Source organism: Bartonella sp. TT119HLJHH, from assembly GCF_042193385.1.
Classification (GTDB): domain Bacteria; phylum Pseudomonadota; class Alphaproteobacteria; order Rhizobiales; family Rhizobiaceae; genus Bartonella.
Genome location: NZ_JBHILS010000009.1, coordinates 1 through 18,151, shown reverse-complemented (window position 1 = coordinate 18,151; position 18,151 = coordinate 1). Strand labels below are relative to the sequence as shown.

Below are 18,151 nucleotides of genomic sequence, written 5' to 3'. Positions count from 1 at the left end.
ATAGAATATTTATTTTCATGCATATTGCAAGCTTACTGTAAAAAAACAAAACCTTATAGGGAAATTATAGCGATTCTACTTAAACAGAGGCCTTAGGTTTGTATCACGCGTGCCACCCACAAGATGCATACCGACCATAAAATGAGCAATTTTATAACATATTGAAAAATAAATATAAATTGAGCGGAGACCTTTTTAAAAAAGTCTCCGCTCAATGAGACGTTTTGGCCATTTTGGGCGAAAAAGAGGAAAATACACCCGCGCAAGGCCTCGGCTCTGTTATCAGTCAAAGGCAAAAAACGCCGAAAACTGCGTCTCTTAACCGCTTTACAAAACACTGGAAAGGAGAATGAGAAAAGTTGTAAGGAAATCAATGGTACGGTTGGTGGGATTTGAACCTACGACCTCTGGTGCCACAAACCAGCGCTCTAACCAACTGAGCTACAACCGCATAAAAAGCAAATGTATCATAACTGTTCACGATTTCGTAAACATTTATTCTTTGCTTATGTGACATAAGGAAGATCAACAAAGTTTGCAAGCCCCTTTAAAAAAATCTCGCAATTTTTTGTGAAGAAAAAAGCGTTTTTTACAAAGGAAATTTTGCCCACTGCTCAAGACTATGATCACGATAGCCTTTTATGTTATCAACGCCATCTTGTTGCATCATCTGCAAAATCTCTTGCAGAATAGTTATGACAAGATTTGAACCTTCATAAACCATCCCACTGTATAATTGAATCAAATCTGCACCAGCTTTTACTTTTTCCAAAGCCGTCTGTGCATCCTTTACACCGCCAACACCGATAATTGCAATCTCCTTCCCTAATTTTTGACGCATTTTTGCAAGCACAATAGTAGAACGTTCAAAAAGTGGACGTCCAGAAAGCCCTCCCTCTTCATTACTGAAGTGACTATTGCTAAGACCTTGGCGTGAAAGAGTCGTATTGGAAACAATCAGTCCATTAAAATCAGAAAGTTTTATTTCTTCAGCAACATCATCTAATTCTTTCTCTGATAAATCGGGAGCAATTTTTAAAAAAATGGGAATGGAGAATCCATGTTTGTTCTCTTGCTCATTTCGCGCTTGCGAAATTGCACTCAACAAAAGATGTAAACTGTCACGGGCCTGTAAATCACGTAAACCTGGTGTATTGGGAGAAGAAATATTAACCGTAAAATAATCAGCAACATCATAAAAATGAGCAATACCAACAGTATAATCATCAATCTTATTAACTGTATCCTTATTGGCTCCAATGTTGACTCCTACAACACCAGTTTTTTTACATGCACGCAATCTGTTGTAAACAACTTGATGTCCGTCATTATTAAAACCCATTCTATTAATAATTGCTTCATCTTCTTTTAAACGAAAAAGCCGTGGTTTAGGATTTCCAATCTGAGGCTTTGGTGTCACTGTCCCAATTTCAGTAAAACCAAATCCTAAACGAAAAATACCATCCACAACCTCTGCATTTTTATCAAACCCCGCTGCAAGACCAATAAAATTTTCAAACTCAAGCCCAGAAACAGTTACACACAAACGTTTGTCGATAACCTTTTGACAGCCATTAAATCCACTTTTCAGCCCGAGAATCGCTAAACCGTGTGCTTGCTCTGGATCCAACATAAATAAGGCAGAACGGCCAATACAACGAAAAAAACTCATCAATTCTTCTCCACAACATAAAAATGATCCATCGCACCTCACCTCTACCTTTTAACACAAAAGATTACCAATCAAAGAGAGCATATTATCCAAATAATATTCCTCTTCTAAAAGAAAACTCATCACATAATAGCCATACATATTTATATTGGTTATACTATGTAAAGAACTTTTTATTCTTAAAAAATGTTTCTCTTTTTCGACATTTTTTAAAGATTAAAATATGAATCCTAATCTTATAAAATTCAGCATGAATTGAAACATCAATGGCTCTTACCATAGTCATGGTTTTATGACGTCTTATGCAGGAAAGCTCATAATTTTCTTAAAAATGCAGGAAAATTATCTCTATTCCCAAAGTTCCTTTGTATAATATTGTTTTCAATAGAAACAAAGCTTGTTCTATAAAGCTATTTTTTCCTAGCATTTATAGGATACATGGTTCATAAAATCATCTAAATTCATACTATTGTTGCACCATTTATGAGCAACAGAATGCTCAATCAATTTGTACTCTATTGATAATCTGCGTTGTTTTCTTTGCCATTTCTGATGTATTAAATACAATTTTGCATCTATTAAGTGCTCTGCCTAACATATATTTTAAGTAATGACAGTTGATTATTGAACTCAAACATCATACCAACGACTTCCAAACCAAAACGATCTTGCAAACCCTAGAGCTCTGCTATTTACAAACTGATACAATCTTCCAGCAGATGAAATGTGTCTCTTCCATCGGAATTATCGCCATTTTAGCTCATGCAACCCAATACAAATAGCTAAGCCATAATGCCCTCTAATTGCTATTATCGCTTACTGAATTAAGAGGAGTTAAATTATAAGTTTTACTCCTGTCTCATCTATCTATTTCTTCCATCAGTGCTGAAATATATTTTTTATTCCTAAATTCTCTTTTTATAACAATACGTTATGCCAATATATGTACTTCATTTGAGAAGCTTTCTGATAGCTCAACTTTCAACACTACTCACTTGTGGTATTGTGTAAAAATCTCTCTTTTTAATGTCATCATAAAGATCTTGAGGCAATTATATAAATTAAGCTATAGTTTTCTACTTTCTGTTGCAAAAAGCAGATATAGTTTTTATCAAAAAAGCTTTTTTCTAGGAAATGTTCTATATACATTCAAATAGAACTCTAAAGCTCTTTATTAAACCTTATAAAGTTCTTTGAAAATAATATTAATATTGTAATATAATCCTAAAAATAAAATCTGCCCTTTCCTTTTTCATCAAAAGCGGTAAGTAAATTACCGTATATCGCTTATATAAGGGGAAAACGCAATGCTTAAAGAATTCAAAGAATTTGCCCTAAAAGGTAATATGATTGATCTTGCTATCGGTGTGATTATAGGGGGTGCTTTTGGTAGCTTGGTCAACTCAATTGTCAATGATATTTTTATGCCAATCATTGGGCTGATTACAGGTGGGATTGATTTTTCTAATATGTTTATTCAACTTGCTGGCGAAAAACAAGCAACATTGAGTGCCGCCAAAGCAGCTGGAGCAACCATTAGCTATGGACACTTTATTACTTTACTTATCAATTTTCTCATTATTGCTTGGGTTCTTTTTTTATTCGTTAAGGCTATGAATAAAATTCGTAGAAAAGAAGAAGAAAGCCCCAAAAAAACGTCTTCAGAAGAACAACTTTTAACAGAAATTAGAGATCTTTTGGCTAAGAAAAAATAATTTTATACAAGATTTACATCATGGAACACGAGGAAAAAACATTTCCACAGTTGTTCCATAATTGGGTTTTGAGAACAGTAAAAATTGCCCCCCTCTTTCTTCCACCATTGCCTTACACATTGGGAGGCCTAGGCCTGTTCCCATAAAAGCGCTATCACCAGATCGGCCATCTTTGCGCTCTACTTGACCATAAGGTTGCAGTGCCTGTATAATTTCTTCTTCGTTCATCCCTATACCATTATCACTCACTGAAATTTTTACACGTTCTTTTCTATAAGAAACGTGAACAATAATCTGTCCACCCAAAGGTGTAAAACGAATAGCATTGGAAAGAAGATTCCATATAATCTGGCGAAACACTTGTTGTGATACAGGAATAAATGGAACGTGAGGTGGAGCAACAATACGCATGATAATGCCGTTCTGATTGGCTTGAGTTTCAAGAAAAGCTATCGTCGCACGTAAACAAGATATCACATCAAATGTTTCAGAAATAAGGGAAGAATCAATCTGGTTATTGGAACCAGAATAATTTATCTTTGAGCACTCTAGTAATTGATTAATCAGCAATAATATATGTTTTCCAGAGGAAATAATATCGCGTAAATATCCATGATAGCGCTCATTTTCTATCGAACCAAAACGGCCTTCTCTCATAATTTCTGCAAAACCAATAAGAGCATTCAAAGGTGTTCGTATTTCATGAACAACTCCAACGATTTTATCCTCTTCTGCTTTTTTTTCTCCTGATGGAACTGTTTGTGTCCTATCACGCAACATAACAGCATAATTGCCTTGCTTTGCCAAAAATACAATCGTTATCAAAACGGTTATATTTTTATGATTTTTTGTCATTAAATCAGCGGTTTCACTGCGATTTAAAACCTGATTTTTCTCCTCTATACGGATTGATTTAAAATATTTTTCAACCAAAAGTCGGCTTTGCAAAGTAAATAATGAAGAGAATGGCTGTCCTCGTAGTTCATTTATTTCATAACCCATTAATGCTAAGGCTGCCCTACTCGCTGATTGAATAAAGCCCTCTTCATCCAACCATAAAACACCATCAGTTGCTGTATCCAACAATGATAAAACTGCAGCTGGCTCTTTTATGAGAGCTTGTTCTATAGCATTGACCGGCAATGTTTGTGCATATGGTAACTGAATAGCTGTTTCTTCAACTAAATTTTCTTCTTTTACCGATGAATTCAATTCATCACGCAAGTGCTCTGCAATTTCACGAAAAGCTAAGCGTTCTATCTCCGTAAGACATGGCATTTCTGTTGCTAGCTTTTCATTTCTTTTTTCTTGGACTTTTTTTTGTATTTTTAAAACGCCAAAGCCACGAAACCCCTTAAGCTGCTTTTTAACATCAAAAATTGGCAAAGCCGATAATTCAACATCAAGCCATTGTAAGCAACCATCAACAGGCCATTGAACAATCTCTTTACTCCAAGGCATAGCCGCTTCAATAAAACGACTGAGAACCAGATATCGATCATCATTAAATTGATGAGCAAGCTCATGAAAACTACACCCTAAAATAGAAGAAGAGAGAGGACCAACAACTTCAGCTAGCTCTTTTGAGACTTCACAAAACAAACCATTCTGATCGATTTCCCACGTAAAAGGCCGTGGCAAAAGCTCTGGTGTAAAACGAAAAGCTTCTTGCTGACATTTTAATTCATTTGTATTTAACTTTAACTCATCCGCTTTTAATGGCATAATTAAAACAATGTTGGATTTACTCTCAAATGAATAATGCTAATTTGTTTACAATTATCTGTTCTGGTTAAAATAACTTGATATCTCATATAAATTGTCTGTAGCAAAATTTTGACTGTTTCATCAACAAAACAAGAATAAAAAGAAGCTTCCAGCTCTTGTTGCTTATTCACCCATTATGTAATAAATCTTGTTACAATAATGGTAACATCTCCCTCGCATAAATAGTACTCAAAAAGAATACACTTATTTTACACATTCATGCGCCTGTTTTGAAAAGATATCTCCCAAGATCCCCAAGCTTATTTTACGACGTCATCTGTAAATGGTGTAATGTAAAAGTCCCTATAGAGGATATCAAGGCATCGTGCATTACCATTTTTATACTTATAAAAGAGCTGGTTAGCACCATCATTATACTAATTTCAGCCTCTAATGTTACCAATAGTTCTTGGCATTTGAAGGCATTCATACAAAGATCTTTCTTTCATTAGAATCGCTACAAAAGAAAAAACAAAAAATATGCCACCGCACTATTTTATTAAAAAATTTCTCTGTAAAAAAGAGAACACAAATTATCTGTTTTCATATAAAGATTTGTTTAATTTCTTTATATTCCAGATCATTTAGAAATGTTAAAAACATCTCATAATCTCCTTTGATATCAGCTTGTTTACCTCATCAGAGGTCTTAATACAAAAGATCGCTTTTGCTTTATTACTCTCCATTTAAATTTTTAATATTATATAAAAAAATAAAACAAGCACATTTAAATAATAACTGTCAGATATTTAAAAAATTGCATATTTTTAAATGCGTTTGTTTATTTTCCTTCATTGAGTAAAATTTCACGTTTTCCAACATGATTAGCGGCTCCAACAATGCCTTTTTCTTCCATCCGCTCGACGAGAGAAGCTGCTTTATTATAGCCGATTGAAAGACGGCGCTGAATATAAGAAGTTGAACATTTTTTATCACGCATAACAATTTTTACAGCTTGGTTATAAAGTTCCTCACCCTCTTCATCAAAATTTTCTTCCTCAGAAATTCCAGCAACTGAATCAGCAGAAGTATCCTCTTTGTTATCGTCTTCATTATCAGTTACCGTTGCTAAATAATCAGGTTTACCTTGCATTTTAAGATGTGCAACGATGGATTCAACTTCTTCATCAGAGACAAAAGGTCCATGAACACGCACAATGCGTCCACCACCTGCCATATGAAGCATATCCCCCTGACCTAAAAGCGTTTCAGCACCTTGTTCACCCAAGATCGTACGACTATCAATTTTTGACGTTACTTGAAAAGAAATGCGGGTAGGAAAGTTTGCTTTAATTGTACCGGTGATAACATCAACAGAAGGACGTTGCGTTGCCATAATAAGATGAATACCTGCCGCACGCGCCATTTGCGCTAAGCGCTGAATGGCATTCTCTATTTCTTTTCCTGCCACCATCATAAGATCAGCCATCTCATCAACAATCACAACAATATAAGGAAGCTGCGTGAGATCCATGGCTTCTTCATGATAAAGCATTTCCCCTGTTTCCTTATCAAAACCCGACTGAACAGTACACATGATCGTTTCGCCTTTTTGAGCCGCAAGTGCAACGCGTGCATTAAAACCATCAATATTACGCACACCCAACTTAGCCATTTTGCGATAACGTTCTTCCATTTCACGAACAGCCCATTTTAAAGCTGTTACCGCTTTTTTGGGATCTGTTACAACAGGTGTTAAAAGATGTGGTATGCCATCATAAACAGAGAGCTCTAACATTTTAGGATCAACCATGATCAAACGACACTGCTTTGGTGTCATACGATAAAGAATCGACAAAATCATTGTATTAATTGCAACAGACTTTCCTGATCCTGTTGTTCCCGCAACCAATAAATGAGGCATTTTTGCTAATTCTGCAATGACCGGTTCACCATTAATCCCCTTCCCTAAAGCAAGAGCAAGTTTAAACTCACTTTCACGAAAAGAACGTGTTTGGATTAATTCCCGTAAATAAACGGTTTCACGAACCGCATTGGGTAACTCAATCCCGATAACATTACGTCCAGGAATGACAGCAACGCGTGTAGAAATAGCAGACATAGAACGCGCAATATCATCAGAAAGATTAATAACGCGCGATGACTTTACGCCCGCGGCGGGTTCAAATTCATACATTGTTACCACTGGCCCTGGATGAACATGGATAACTTCACCCTTAATGCCAAAATCTTCCAACACACTTTCCAAAAGTCCAGCACCACGTTCTAATGTTTCTTGAGGAATCATCGTACCTTCATGAAAAACAGGTTCCTGTAATAAGTTGATCGGAGGAAATTCATAAACATCACAGTCAATAGATTGAATATTTTGCATAAAAGCAGAATCATAATTACCTAATGGCATACGAGTAGATTGCAATGTTTTAGTTTTACTGTTTGCTTGCATCACAGAAAAATCTTTTGAATTCTTTGTGACGGCTTTGTTTATACAATCAACAGTATTATTGGCGACAATATTATTGGTATTTTCAGTCTCTATACTAGCCCCTGCATCACTTAACGCCCCTGTATTACTTAACGTATGAGCAGAATCTTCAACAGAAAGCTTAGAATGACACTCTTTAGTAGTATCATTATTTGTATGCATTAAATCAGAAATTTTCTCAACACCTCGCATCCTTTCCGCTGGAGATTCTGATGTAATTGAATCATAGAGTTGTGGAAAGCGGTATTCAAGAACACGGTAAAGAGCAGTTATTGACTCATCAAAGGCTGTGGGAATATCCGGTGTAATTTCATTTGTCGTGTCAATTGATATTCCATCCTCTTTTGAAGTTTGAGTCTCCACATGTTCAAATATCAAAGATTCACACTCAAAAAATGCATCATCGGAAAGATGCAAAGCAGGTTTTATTTTTTGTAGCACATTTTCTCCTGGTAATTTATGTTCTTGTTTATCCTCCTTAAGCGGAATATTTGCTGGTGACATACCAGTAATTTGTCGTGACAACTGCTGTAAAACTGTTGAATGACAAACTGACGTTTTATTCTCTATTGATTGAGGATTAATGACTTTTTTTGTCGATAGAACATTTTTCGTTTTCTTGTTACAGCGTACAATATCTGTCATTTGTTTTTGATCTTGCTTCGTAAAAATTTTAAATTGTTTTGCAAAAACTGGATCTGTTTCTATACGACGACGCAAAATCTCAACTTCTGGGGTTCTCGTAAAACGGACATTTTTTCCGAGGGTAAATGCCTTTTTCCATACTTCCGGATAAGGAAATATCTCAGTAATCTTAATAGATAAATCTTCTCTTGATGCACCTTCTGTACCATCATCAGAAAAAGAAGAGGTAGGAATAGATTTTGTTTTCGAATTATGCATGGCACCCAACAAATTTATAGCAATGAGAAAAATAATCTTTTCAAAAAGAATTCATAGAGACTATCATATGAAGGTTAATAACCTTTTGCTGATGGTTACTTTTTAATGAAAAAAATAATGCCATAATGCATATTTATTCTCCTTATTTACGACGTAAATTGCCCAGTTTATGGTGCCGTATAGCGCGTATTCCATTCGTTTTGAAGAAAACTTCATGAGAAAAAAGATTCAAGAAAATTGTCTATACCTCTCTTTCCCTCCCTTTTCATAAAAGAAATTAGTCTCAATAATACAAATAGTTATATAAGCATTGCTCTATTAAATTCTTCATGCTCAATTACCATAATATAATCTAGTTTCTCGCGTTTTTATAAGATTACCCTTGTTATCCTCGTTTAAAAAGGCTTAGACTAAGACAATCATAATGACATAAATACAAATAGAAAAAAGGGAGCGAATTATGTTTAACAAACGGAAATTTTATATCAATGGTCTATGGGATGATCCAAGCACTCCTCACGACTTTGACGTCATTAATCCATCAACAGAAGAGGCTTGTGCTGTCATTAGCCTTGGAAGTACAAAAGATGCTGATAAGGCAATTAACGCGGCTAAAGAAGCGTTTCAAAAATGGAAAACAACATCACCAAGCGAGCGTCTTGGATTCGTTGAAAAAATTCTAGAGATCTATGAAAAACGTTCCAAAGACATGGCAAAAACCATTTCAATGGAAATGGGAGCACCGATTGATATGGCGCTTAATGCGCAAACTGCAGCAGGAGGTTCCCATATTCGCAATTTTATTGAAGCTTATAAAGAGTTTTCGTTCCAAAAAACTTTAATAAAGGGAAATGAGCAAGCAATCCTTCACTACGACCCTATCGGCGTTGTAGGATTAATTACGCCATGGAATTGGCCCATGAATCAAGTAACGCTTAAAGTTATCCCTGCTCTCTTGGCTGGCTGTACTATGGTGTTAAAGCCTTCTGAAATTGCGCCTCTTTCTGCTATGCTTTTTGCTGAAATTGTAGAAGAAGCCAGACTTCCAGCCGGTGTTTTTAATTTAATCAATGGTGATGGTGCAACTGTCGGCTCTTACCTCTCAGCACATCCAGATCTAGAAATGATCAGCTTTACGGGTTCAACCAGAGCAGGAAAAGATATTTCTAAAAATGCCAGTGCTACTTTAAAAAGAGTCTGTCTGGAACTTGGAGGAAAAGGAGCGAATATTATCTTTGCTGATGCCGACTCAGATGCTATTCAACGTGGTGCACGACATTGCTTTTATAATAGTGGACAAAGTTGTAATGCACCGACTCGTATGCTTGTAGAACAGAGCATCTATGACAAAGCCGTGAAAATAGCCAAAGATATTGCAGAAACAACAAAAGTAGGACCAAACTGCCAAGAAGGAAATCATATTGGACCTGTCGTTTCAAAAAAACAATATGATAAAATTCAAGATCTTATCCAATCGGGAATTGATGAAGGTGCAACTCTTGTTGCAGGCGGGACTGGTTTACCAAAAGGAATGGAACGCGGTTATTATGTCCGTCCAACAGTCTTTGCTGATGTAAAACCTCATATGCGTATTTTTAAAGAAGAAATCTTTGGTCCAGTTCTCTCGATTCTTTCTTTTAGTACAGAAGAAGAAGCTGTCGCTTTAGCGAATGAAACTGAGTATGGTCTTACAAACTATATTCAATCGCAAGATCGCAACAAATGTCGTCGTATTGCGGCACAAGTACGTTCTGGAATGGTAGAAGTTAATGGGCATGGGTTACCCAGTGGAAGCTACTTTGGAGGTGTAAAATTTTCTGGGCGCGCTCGTGAAGGAGGACATTGGGGAATTAAAGAATTTCTCGATAGTAAAGCAATTTCGTACTGGTAAAATCTTATTAAAAACTTAATAGGAATCGTATGGTAATACAGAAAATAACGGATGAAGGTGCTCTTGGGCAACGTCTTGATCAGTGGTTTGCAAAACAATATCATAATGTGCTCTCACGTTCGCGTTTGCAAACCCTCATCCGTGAAGGCTATCTTAAAATTGATGGTCAATTCATAAAGGAACCAAAAACAAAATTAAAACCTAACCAAATCATTGAATTGGCAATGCCTGACCTTCGTGATGCAGAACCTAGTGCTGAAGCTATTGCATTGGACATTCTTTTTGAAGATGATCATATCATTGTTATTAACAAACCAGCTGGTCTTGTTGTTCATCCTGGCAATGGCAATTGGACCGGTACATTGGTTAATGCCCTTATTTACCACTGTGGGAATAGTTTATCTGGTATAGGTGGTGTTAAACGCCCTGGCATTGTCCATCGTCTCGACAAAAATACAAGCGGTGTTATGGTTATTGCAAAAAATGATCTGGCTCATAAAAGTCTCAGTGCTCAATTTTCTGATCATGGACGTACCTGCGCATTAGATCGACGCTACCATGCCTTGATTTGGGGAATACCTCAGCGCAACGTCTGGACAATTGATGCATCACTTGGCCGTTCGCCCCATAACCGGACAAAGCAAGCTGTCATCCATAGCCAAAACCCTTATGCTCGTCATGCGGTTACACATGTTTCTCTACTTGAAAAATATGGTTCTCATGCTGACTCTACATCTTTTGCTAGCCTTCTGGAATGTCGCCTAGAAACTGGACGCACCCATCAAATCCGTGTTCATATGTCTCATATTGGGCATCCACTCATAGGCGATACAGTTTATGGAAACGCTTTTAAAACAAAATCAAACACATTCAACCCCACTATTAGAAATGCAATCGATCAATTCAACCGACATGCACTCCATGCTACCAGTCTTACTTTTGAACATCCTTCTATCGGTAAAGTTATGTCGTTTTCTACACCATTGCCTCAAGATATGGCTAAACTTATTAAGCTTTTTAAAAAAATGAATTGAAACTTTTCCCCTTCTCAAGATTTCATAATAAAATATCTTTTTTTGAACAAAATTGAAAAATATGCTAGAGTGAGGTTATGAGGATAGTTAGCTATCTGAAACAGAGAATTTGCCTTATTAGGGAATTCAAACAAAAGGAGGGTGCTATATGGCCCATATGAATTTGTTATCAGTAATGACAGGTGATGGTGGTTTAAACCGTTACTTGGAAGAAGTCCGTCGTTTTCCAATGCTTGAGCCAAAAGAAGAATATATGTTAGCTCAGCGTTACCGTGAGCATAATGATCTAAAAGCTGCGCATAGGTTGGTCACCAGTCATTTGCGTCTCGTAGCTAAAATCGCTATGGGATATCGAGGCTATGGACTCCCCATTGGGGAAGTTATTTCAGAAGGAAATATTGGACTCATGCAAGCGGTTAAACGTTTCGAACCAGAACGGGGTTTTCGTCTTGCAACCTATGCAATATGGTGGATTAAAGCATCAATCCAAGAATATGTATTACGGTCTTGGAGCTTGGTGAAAATGGGGACAACAGCTAATCAAAAGCGCTTGTTTTTCAACCTTCGTAAATTAAAAAGTAAACTTCAAGCACTTGATAGCGGCGATCTCAATGCAGAACAAGTGAAAGAAATTGCAACCCAGTTGAATGTCACAGAAGATGAAGTTGTATCAATGAATCGTAGGCTTGGTGGTGACACTTCACTCAACGCACCAATTCGGACAAAAGAAGGGGAAAACAGCGAGTTACAAGATTGGTTGGTGGATGAATCTAACGATCAAGAACAAATTTTAATTGAAAAAAGTGAATTAGAAAAACGCCGTTCCATGCTCATAAATGCCATGGACAATCTCAATGAACGCGAAAAACGTATATTCAAAGCGCGTCGTTTAAGCGATGTACCACTAACCCTAGAAGAACTCTCTGGTGAATTTAACATCAGTCGAGAACGAGTAAGGCAAATTGAAATGCGTGCTTTTGAAAAAGTGCAAAACTCTATCAAAGATTTTGCTTTATCTCAAAGTCAAGTATAAAATTCTAGAATTAAGTATAAAGTCAATTGTTTGCGCATTCTAAGGTGAAAATGAAAAAAGCATATATTGACTTTATACTGGTAAATTAACCTATAGAATTCTTTGAGATATTGATATGTGAACTTTATTGAGTACGTTTAGTATAATTGATAAAAACGGCTGTAGAGAAATCTCCACAGCCTTTTATTTTTTTGCATCTATGTTTTATTTTTTTGACCAAGAACTGTTAACTTATCTTGTTGTGCAAGCCATTGTCCAATAACTTCATTAAAAATAGACTTACCTGTTGGTCCTTTTGCAAAGGTTAATTCACTTATACGCCCGTTTTTATCCGTTAACACCAAACGCATCCAATCTAATTCTCGCATCAATTGTAAATTTCGATCAAGAAATGGATGATTACCACTCAATGCGACAAGAAAAAAGTCATCGTTAATCTTTGCAGCAATGGTTCTTGTTAAAGCCTGTCCAATGGATTGTTCACTTGCTTTAAAGGTTAATGCTTGAACATTGCTTATAGCTTTACCTAAAAATTTATCCGAAAGAATAAAAATAAGGTCCATAATATATGAAGCAGGAAATGACTGATCGGTATTACGACGTAAAATTAACCGTAATGATATCCCTTCATCAGGAATTGTTATATCACCTTGTATAGTTGTTTCTTCTGGAGCCCCCTTCACTTGAGACTCTTTTATAAGCGTCCAGCGAGCACTTCCCGTTGCTATCTTTTCTGCATCATAATTTGTACGTGCTTGATAGAAAACAGCTTCACCTGATTTTTCAAGCAATTGCAAATTGCTGGCAACAACTGTTGAGATTCCTTCCTCATCTGAAGAATCTGTCGCTTTTTTTAAACCAACATCAATTTCACTTCCATCCTCTAATAAGCGTTGTGTTAACTTCCTTTTAATTGAAAATGCCTTTGGTACTCTATGAGAAGCTTGAAGATTTTCTCCTAACAACTGATGATCATTTGATATAAATACACGCCCACCAACAAAAAAAATACCAACAGTTAAAACAACAAAACCAACAACAGAAATAGCACTTATCACAATACGTCTTTGCACCAATGATTTATTAGTACGACGTAAAGCTTGAGAAAAAATATGCGAAACAATATGCGGATTATCTTCCTGCGAAGAAGAAACCTTTAACACACCGCTATTAACATGCTGAGAAGGCAAATAAGCCTCCATATTAACAGGCTCTGCATCTGGTATATCTGATACACAAGGCTCATCAAATATCTTGTTATCCATTGAACGTATAACAAAATCCTGATTTCTTTTTATGTTGACCACTGAAAATTCATTATTCTTTGACCATAGGTTTTTTTTTGTAACTTTCTTATCTTCATTTATATTTGTGGGATTCCACCCAATAACTGAAGCAAGCAACTTCTTTTCAACTGCTAAATATTCTTCCTCAACAGTTGCAATAGAACTTTGAAGAATCTTTCTTTGTTCATCCGCTATTATTTGTGGTATTTTTGCTGTTAAAAATTGATGTTCTAGTGTTTCAGTAGCCCGCTTATAAATCCGCTTACGCACTTGCGGTGTAACATTATTTTGTGCATTAATCGCCTTTTTTAAGATTCCAACGAAATCTACCATTTCCTCTATAATCTCTCTTAAACTGAGAAAAAAACAGCAGTAAAGCTAAAAAACTTTATTTTAGCCTTCTAAATTGATTGTCATTTATACTGGTACAACTATTATAATAGTGTAAAATGAATATAAAAAATAAACAATGCTATTTTGCACCTTTCTCTCACACGCTCTAAAAAATTTTCTTTGTAAAAAATACAGAAACGAACAAAGAACACATATAGAAATCTAAAAACAATAATCAATTTGCAAAGGGATCTGTAATGAGAATAGTATCTTCACGCTCTGGACTCGTGGATAATAAAGCCACTTTCGTATTAATCAATTCTTCAATATAGCGTATATATTTAACAGCCTGCACTGGTAAATCTTCCCACCTCAATACATGTGCTGTTTTTTCCTTCCAGCCTTCTAATGTTTCATAAATAGGCTTCACCCGAGCCTGAGCCCCCATGGAAGAAGGTAAATAATCAATCCTTCTACCATCAAGCTCATAACCAATACAAATTTTTATTTCATCCAAACCATCTAAAACATCAAGTTTTGTCAATGCTATACCTTGAACACCGCAAATTGTTACCATCTGACGGACTAAGATAGCATCAAACCAACCACATCGACGCTTTCGACCCGTTACAACACCAAATTCATGTCCACGCACTCCTAGAAATTCACCAATATCATTTATCTGTTCTGTCGGAAACGGACCCTCTCCAACGCGTGTGGTATAAGCTTTTGCAATACCCAACACATAATGAATTGCACTAGGCCCCATCCCTGAACCTGTACATGCCTGCCCAGCGACTGTATTCGATGACGTTACATAAGGATAAGTTCCAAAATCATTATCGAGTAAAGCACCTTGCGCACCTTCAAAAAGAATGTGTTTTCCTCCCCGATACCCTTCATCTAAAAGACGCCACGTACAATCCATAAAGGGCAAAATTTTATCCGCTACTTGCATCAATTCATCATAAAGCGCTTGAGAATCAATCTCTTCAACACCCATTCCACGACGCAAAGCATTATGATGCCTCAAAAGCCGCTCAATCTTAGCCATAAGCGTATCTTTTTCTGCTAAATCCATCACTCGAATAGCACGCCGTCCCACCTTATCTTCATAAGCCGGTCCAATACCACGCTTTGTTGTACCAATCTTTAAACCAGATAAACCGCTTTCTCGAATCGCATCAAGATCACGATGCAAAGAAAGAATCAAAGGAGCATTTTCAGCAATACGTAAAATTTCTGGTGTAATTTTTATACCCTGATCATATAGTTTTTTTAATTCTGCAACAAAATGATGAGGATCAACAACAACACCATTACCAATGATTGATAACTTTCCACGCACTAAACCAGACGGTAAAAGTGATAATTTATAACTCACTCCATCAATAACCAATGTGTGGCCAGCATTATGCCCCCCTTGATATCTCACCACAATATCTGCTCGCTCAGATAACCAATCTACAATTTTACCTTTGCCTTCATCACCCCATTGTGTACCGACAACAACTACATTGGCCATAACTTTCTCCGTCTGTTTGGTCAAAAAAACCAGCATTCAAAAACAAATGCTTCTTTATAACGAAACCTTAGAGCAAGTGCGACTCCTCATTTCAGATTTTTCTCAATCTTTAAGTGATTAAATTTTTTAATTTATGATATAAATTTGTCATTTTTGCCACAAAAAGCGAAAAAATAGAGATTTTAATTTGTGCTTTACCTAACACCTGACAAAGCATTCATTCCCCCTCTTAATCTTTTACAATTAATGTAATACTTAAAGGCTGTTTGTCTAATACAAGAATACGAAAGATTATCATAATCTCTCGTATTTTTTCTGTTTAAAAACGCGTTGTGAAAATCGCCAATAATTATTTAAAGCTGTGCTTTTTCAACTTGGAACGCCCATTCAAGCCATTCTGTTAAAATTTCAAGATCGGAAGCTTCAATTGTTATACCCGCCCAAATTCGAAGCCCAGGAGGAGCGTTGCGATATGAACCGATATCATAAGCGACCCCTTCCTCATCAAGACGTTTCACAACCGCTTTTATAAAAGATACTCGCTTTTCCGTATCCAAAGCAGTAATCACTGGATCCACAATATCTAAACAAATAGCGGTGTTAGAACGTACTTCAGGATCTTTTGCCAAATATTCTAACCATGGCGTTTTGCGAACAAAAGCATCAAGTACAGAAAAGTTTTTCTCAACCCGTGCTCTTAATGCCGCGGCACCTCCTAGAGACTTTGCCCACTTCAACCCATCAAGAAAATCCTCAACACAAAGCATAGAAGGCGTATTGATTATCTTTCCTTTAAAAATATCTTCGTTCAACTTTCCATTTTTCGTCATACAGAAAAGTTGGGGCATCGGCCAAACTGGAATATGATTCTCAAGCCTCTCAACAGCACGAGGACTTAAAATCACCATACCATGTGCAGCCTCACCTCCCAAAACTTTCTGCCATGAAAAAGTGACAACATCTAATTTTGAAAAATCAAGATATTGCGCAAAAGCTGCAGATGTTGCATCACAAATGGTTAATCCAGCCCGCTTATGCGGAATGAAATCCGCATTAGGAATACGCACCCCAGAAGTTGTGCCATTCCATGTAAAAACAACATCACGATCAAAGTCAAGTTGTGTTAAATCTGGTATTTCACCATAAGGAGCTTCGAAACGACGCACATCAGAAAGCTTTAATTGCTCGACAACATCTTTATTCCACCCAAATCCAAAACTTTCCCACGCTGCCATATCAATGCCACGCTCACCTAATAGAGACCATAGAGCCGCCTCAACAGCACCGGTATCTGAACCTGGCATAATTCCTATACGATGATCAGAAGGAACCTCAAGGATCTCACGAGTTAAATTAACAACTTCAGCAAGTTTTAATTCTGCTTCTCTCGATCTATGTGAACGCCCAACTAATGCATTTTTAAGAACATCAAGAGTCCAACCAGGCCGTTTGCTACAAGGGCCTGAAGAAAAATTAGTATTATTGGGACGACGGCTTGGTTTTTGTAACATTATCATTATTTCTCCCCTTTTGGATGTTTGTTTTTCTTTATAAAGAAAAACAAATCACTATAAAGACTACTCAATAGTCTTTAAAAAAAATCAAAAATGTTTTCTCTTTATTTCGTAAGCTTAAAATTCACGGAAACTTTGTAAAAAAATCTTTTTTAATCATGCTGTTAGATCGATTCTTTTATTTTTTTCGTATCACCACCACGATAAGAATAGCATTCTGATAACAACACACTAACGTATCATAACATACCTATCAAGTTTATTTTATAATAAAAATTCATTGATCACTCTCTAGAATAGGGAGATAAACTTATTAAAAAATCAATTATTTTTCTTTTGATGACTGGACAGAGAAAATTTTAATGTTATAACCACAAACAATTTACATGTTTTATGAAACATGCCCAGATAGCTCAGTAGGTAGAGCAGCGGACTGAAAATCCGCGTGTCCGTGGTTCGAATCCGCGTCTGGGCACCATTTTGTATCTTTAACATATTGAAATATATAGATTTTTTCTTTAAACCGCCATTTTCAGACCACCTTTCAGACCACCTTCTACGGTTTATATAATTTTATCTAATTTGTTCTTATTTGCTCCTTATTTTTCTTTGGAGTGAAGTCTAAGATCTCTTTTTTTCTCCATCTCACTGCTCTCCCTAGCTTATATGGCTCCGGAAACAACCCCTGAAGCACCCAATTGCGAATCGTTGTTGTGGATACACTAAAAAGCTGTGCACACTCACGTGTCGTTACATATCTATCTCCATCATCAAATATCATCTCATTACCTTTCTCTTTTTTATATTAATTAAATGGGCGGGGGTGCTGGGAGGAGAGAGCACCCCCATAGGTTCAAGCAGCTTTTGTCAAAATCTTTTGCATTTCTTGTTCTATTTCCCCTAAAAAGATTTCGACAGCTTTATTGATCTCTTCAATGTGTTTCTCATCGCGGTTGACGCGTTTGATTTTCATTCTCAAACCAGTAGATTTGCCTACAAAGTTTGGATTATAGCTCATGAAATCACACCATT

At 36.4% G+C, this 18,151-nt stretch carries 11 protein-coding genes, 2 tRNA genes and 1 pseudogene; 5 read left to right on the top strand and 9 right to left on the bottom strand.

Going from position 1 to position 18,151, the window contains the following annotated elements:
• Positions 1-374: 374 nt before the first annotated feature.
• Together ACFIJL_RS06080 and ACFIJL_RS06075 are read right to left on the bottom strand one after the other, a co-directional pair.
• Positions 375-451, bottom strand: a tRNA-His gene (locus ACFIJL_RS06080).
• A 138-nt stretch (positions 452-589) separates the two neighbouring features.
• Positions 590-1,672, bottom strand: coding sequence for a quinone-dependent dihydroorotate dehydrogenase (locus ACFIJL_RS06075; RefSeq protein ID WP_375623480.1), 1,083 nt, complete (start codon positions 1,670-1,672; stop codon positions 590-592).
• Between the two features lie 1,307 nt (positions 1,673-2,979).
• Here ACFIJL_RS06075 and mscL point away from each other — a divergent pair.
• Positions 2,980-3,387, top strand: coding sequence for a large conductance mechanosensitive channel protein MscL (mscL, locus tag ACFIJL_RS06070; RefSeq protein ID WP_026500234.1), 408 nt, complete (start codon positions 2,980-2,982; stop codon positions 3,385-3,387).
• Between the two features lie 18 nt (positions 3,388-3,405).
• Here mscL and ACFIJL_RS06065 read toward each other — a convergent pair whose 3' ends face one another.
• The gene (locus tag ACFIJL_RS06065) at positions 3,406-5,112 is read right to left on the bottom strand and encodes an ATP-binding protein (protein WP_375623478.1); all 1,707 of its coding nucleotides are present in this window, start codon (positions 5,110-5,112) and stop codon (positions 3,406-3,408) included.
• A gap of 823 nt (positions 5,113-5,935) precedes the next feature.
• On the bottom strand, positions 5,936-8,503 hold the full coding sequence (locus ACFIJL_RS06060; RefSeq protein ID WP_375623476.1) for a DNA translocase FtsK: 2,568 nt from the start codon (positions 8,501-8,503) through the stop codon (positions 5,936-5,938).
• A 460-nt stretch (positions 8,504-8,963) separates the two neighbouring features.
• On the opposite strand from ACFIJL_RS06060, the gene ACFIJL_RS06055 reads away from it, so the two are divergent.
• The 3 genes from ACFIJL_RS06055 (at position 8,964) to rpoH (ending at position 12,461) form a co-directional block, all read left to right on the top strand.
• The gene (locus ACFIJL_RS06055) at positions 8,964-10,394 is read left to right on the top strand and encodes an aldehyde dehydrogenase family protein (protein WP_375623474.1); all 1,431 of its coding nucleotides are present in this window, start codon (positions 8,964-8,966) and stop codon (positions 10,392-10,394) included.
• A gap of 29 nt (positions 10,395-10,423) precedes the next feature.
• On the top strand, positions 10,424-11,428 hold the full coding sequence (locus ACFIJL_RS06050) for an RluA family pseudouridine synthase (RefSeq protein WP_375623472.1): 1,005 nt from the start codon (positions 10,424-10,426) through the stop codon (positions 11,426-11,428).
• A 148-nt stretch (positions 11,429-11,576) separates the two neighbouring features.
• On the top strand, positions 11,577-12,461 hold the full coding sequence (gene rpoH, locus ACFIJL_RS06045) for an RNA polymerase sigma factor RpoH (protein WP_375623470.1): 885 nt from the start codon (positions 11,577-11,579) through the stop codon (positions 12,459-12,461).
• A gap of 197 nt (positions 12,462-12,658) precedes the next feature.
• Here rpoH and ACFIJL_RS06040 read toward each other — a convergent pair whose 3' ends face one another.
• The 3 genes from ACFIJL_RS06040 to ACFIJL_RS06030 form a co-directional block, all read right to left on the bottom strand.
• Complete coding sequence (locus tag ACFIJL_RS06040; protein WP_375623468.1) at positions 12,659-14,080, bottom strand: hypothetical protein; 1,422 nt, start codon at positions 14,078-14,080, stop codon at positions 12,659-12,661.
• Positions 14,081-14,315: 235 nt separating this feature from the next.
• Entirely contained in the window at positions 14,316-15,605 is a 1,290-nt protein-coding gene (locus tag ACFIJL_RS06035) for an adenylosuccinate synthase (protein WP_375623466.1), read from the bottom strand.
• A 353-nt stretch (positions 15,606-15,958) separates the two neighbouring features.
• On the bottom strand, positions 15,959-17,122 hold the full coding sequence (locus tag ACFIJL_RS06030) for a phosphoserine transaminase (RefSeq protein WP_375623464.1): 1,164 nt from the start codon (positions 17,120-17,122) through the stop codon (positions 15,959-15,961).
• A gap of 399 nt (positions 17,123-17,521) precedes the next feature.
• Here ACFIJL_RS06030 and ACFIJL_RS06025 point away from each other — a divergent pair.
• Positions 17,522-17,597 (top strand) — tRNA-Phe (locus ACFIJL_RS06025).
• A gap of 99 nt (positions 17,598-17,696) precedes the next feature.
• Here ACFIJL_RS06025 and ACFIJL_RS06020 read toward each other — a convergent pair.
• Both ACFIJL_RS06020 and ACFIJL_RS06015 read right to left on the bottom strand, forming a co-directional pair.
• A complete protein-coding gene (locus ACFIJL_RS06020) occupies positions 17,697-17,900 on the bottom strand; it encodes an AlpA family transcriptional regulator (protein WP_273790351.1) in 204 nt (67 codons plus the stop codon).
• Positions 17,901-17,972: 72 nt separating this feature from the next.
• Positions 17,973-18,151 (bottom strand): annotated as a pseudogene (locus tag ACFIJL_RS06015) (exonuclease); the annotation flags it as partial.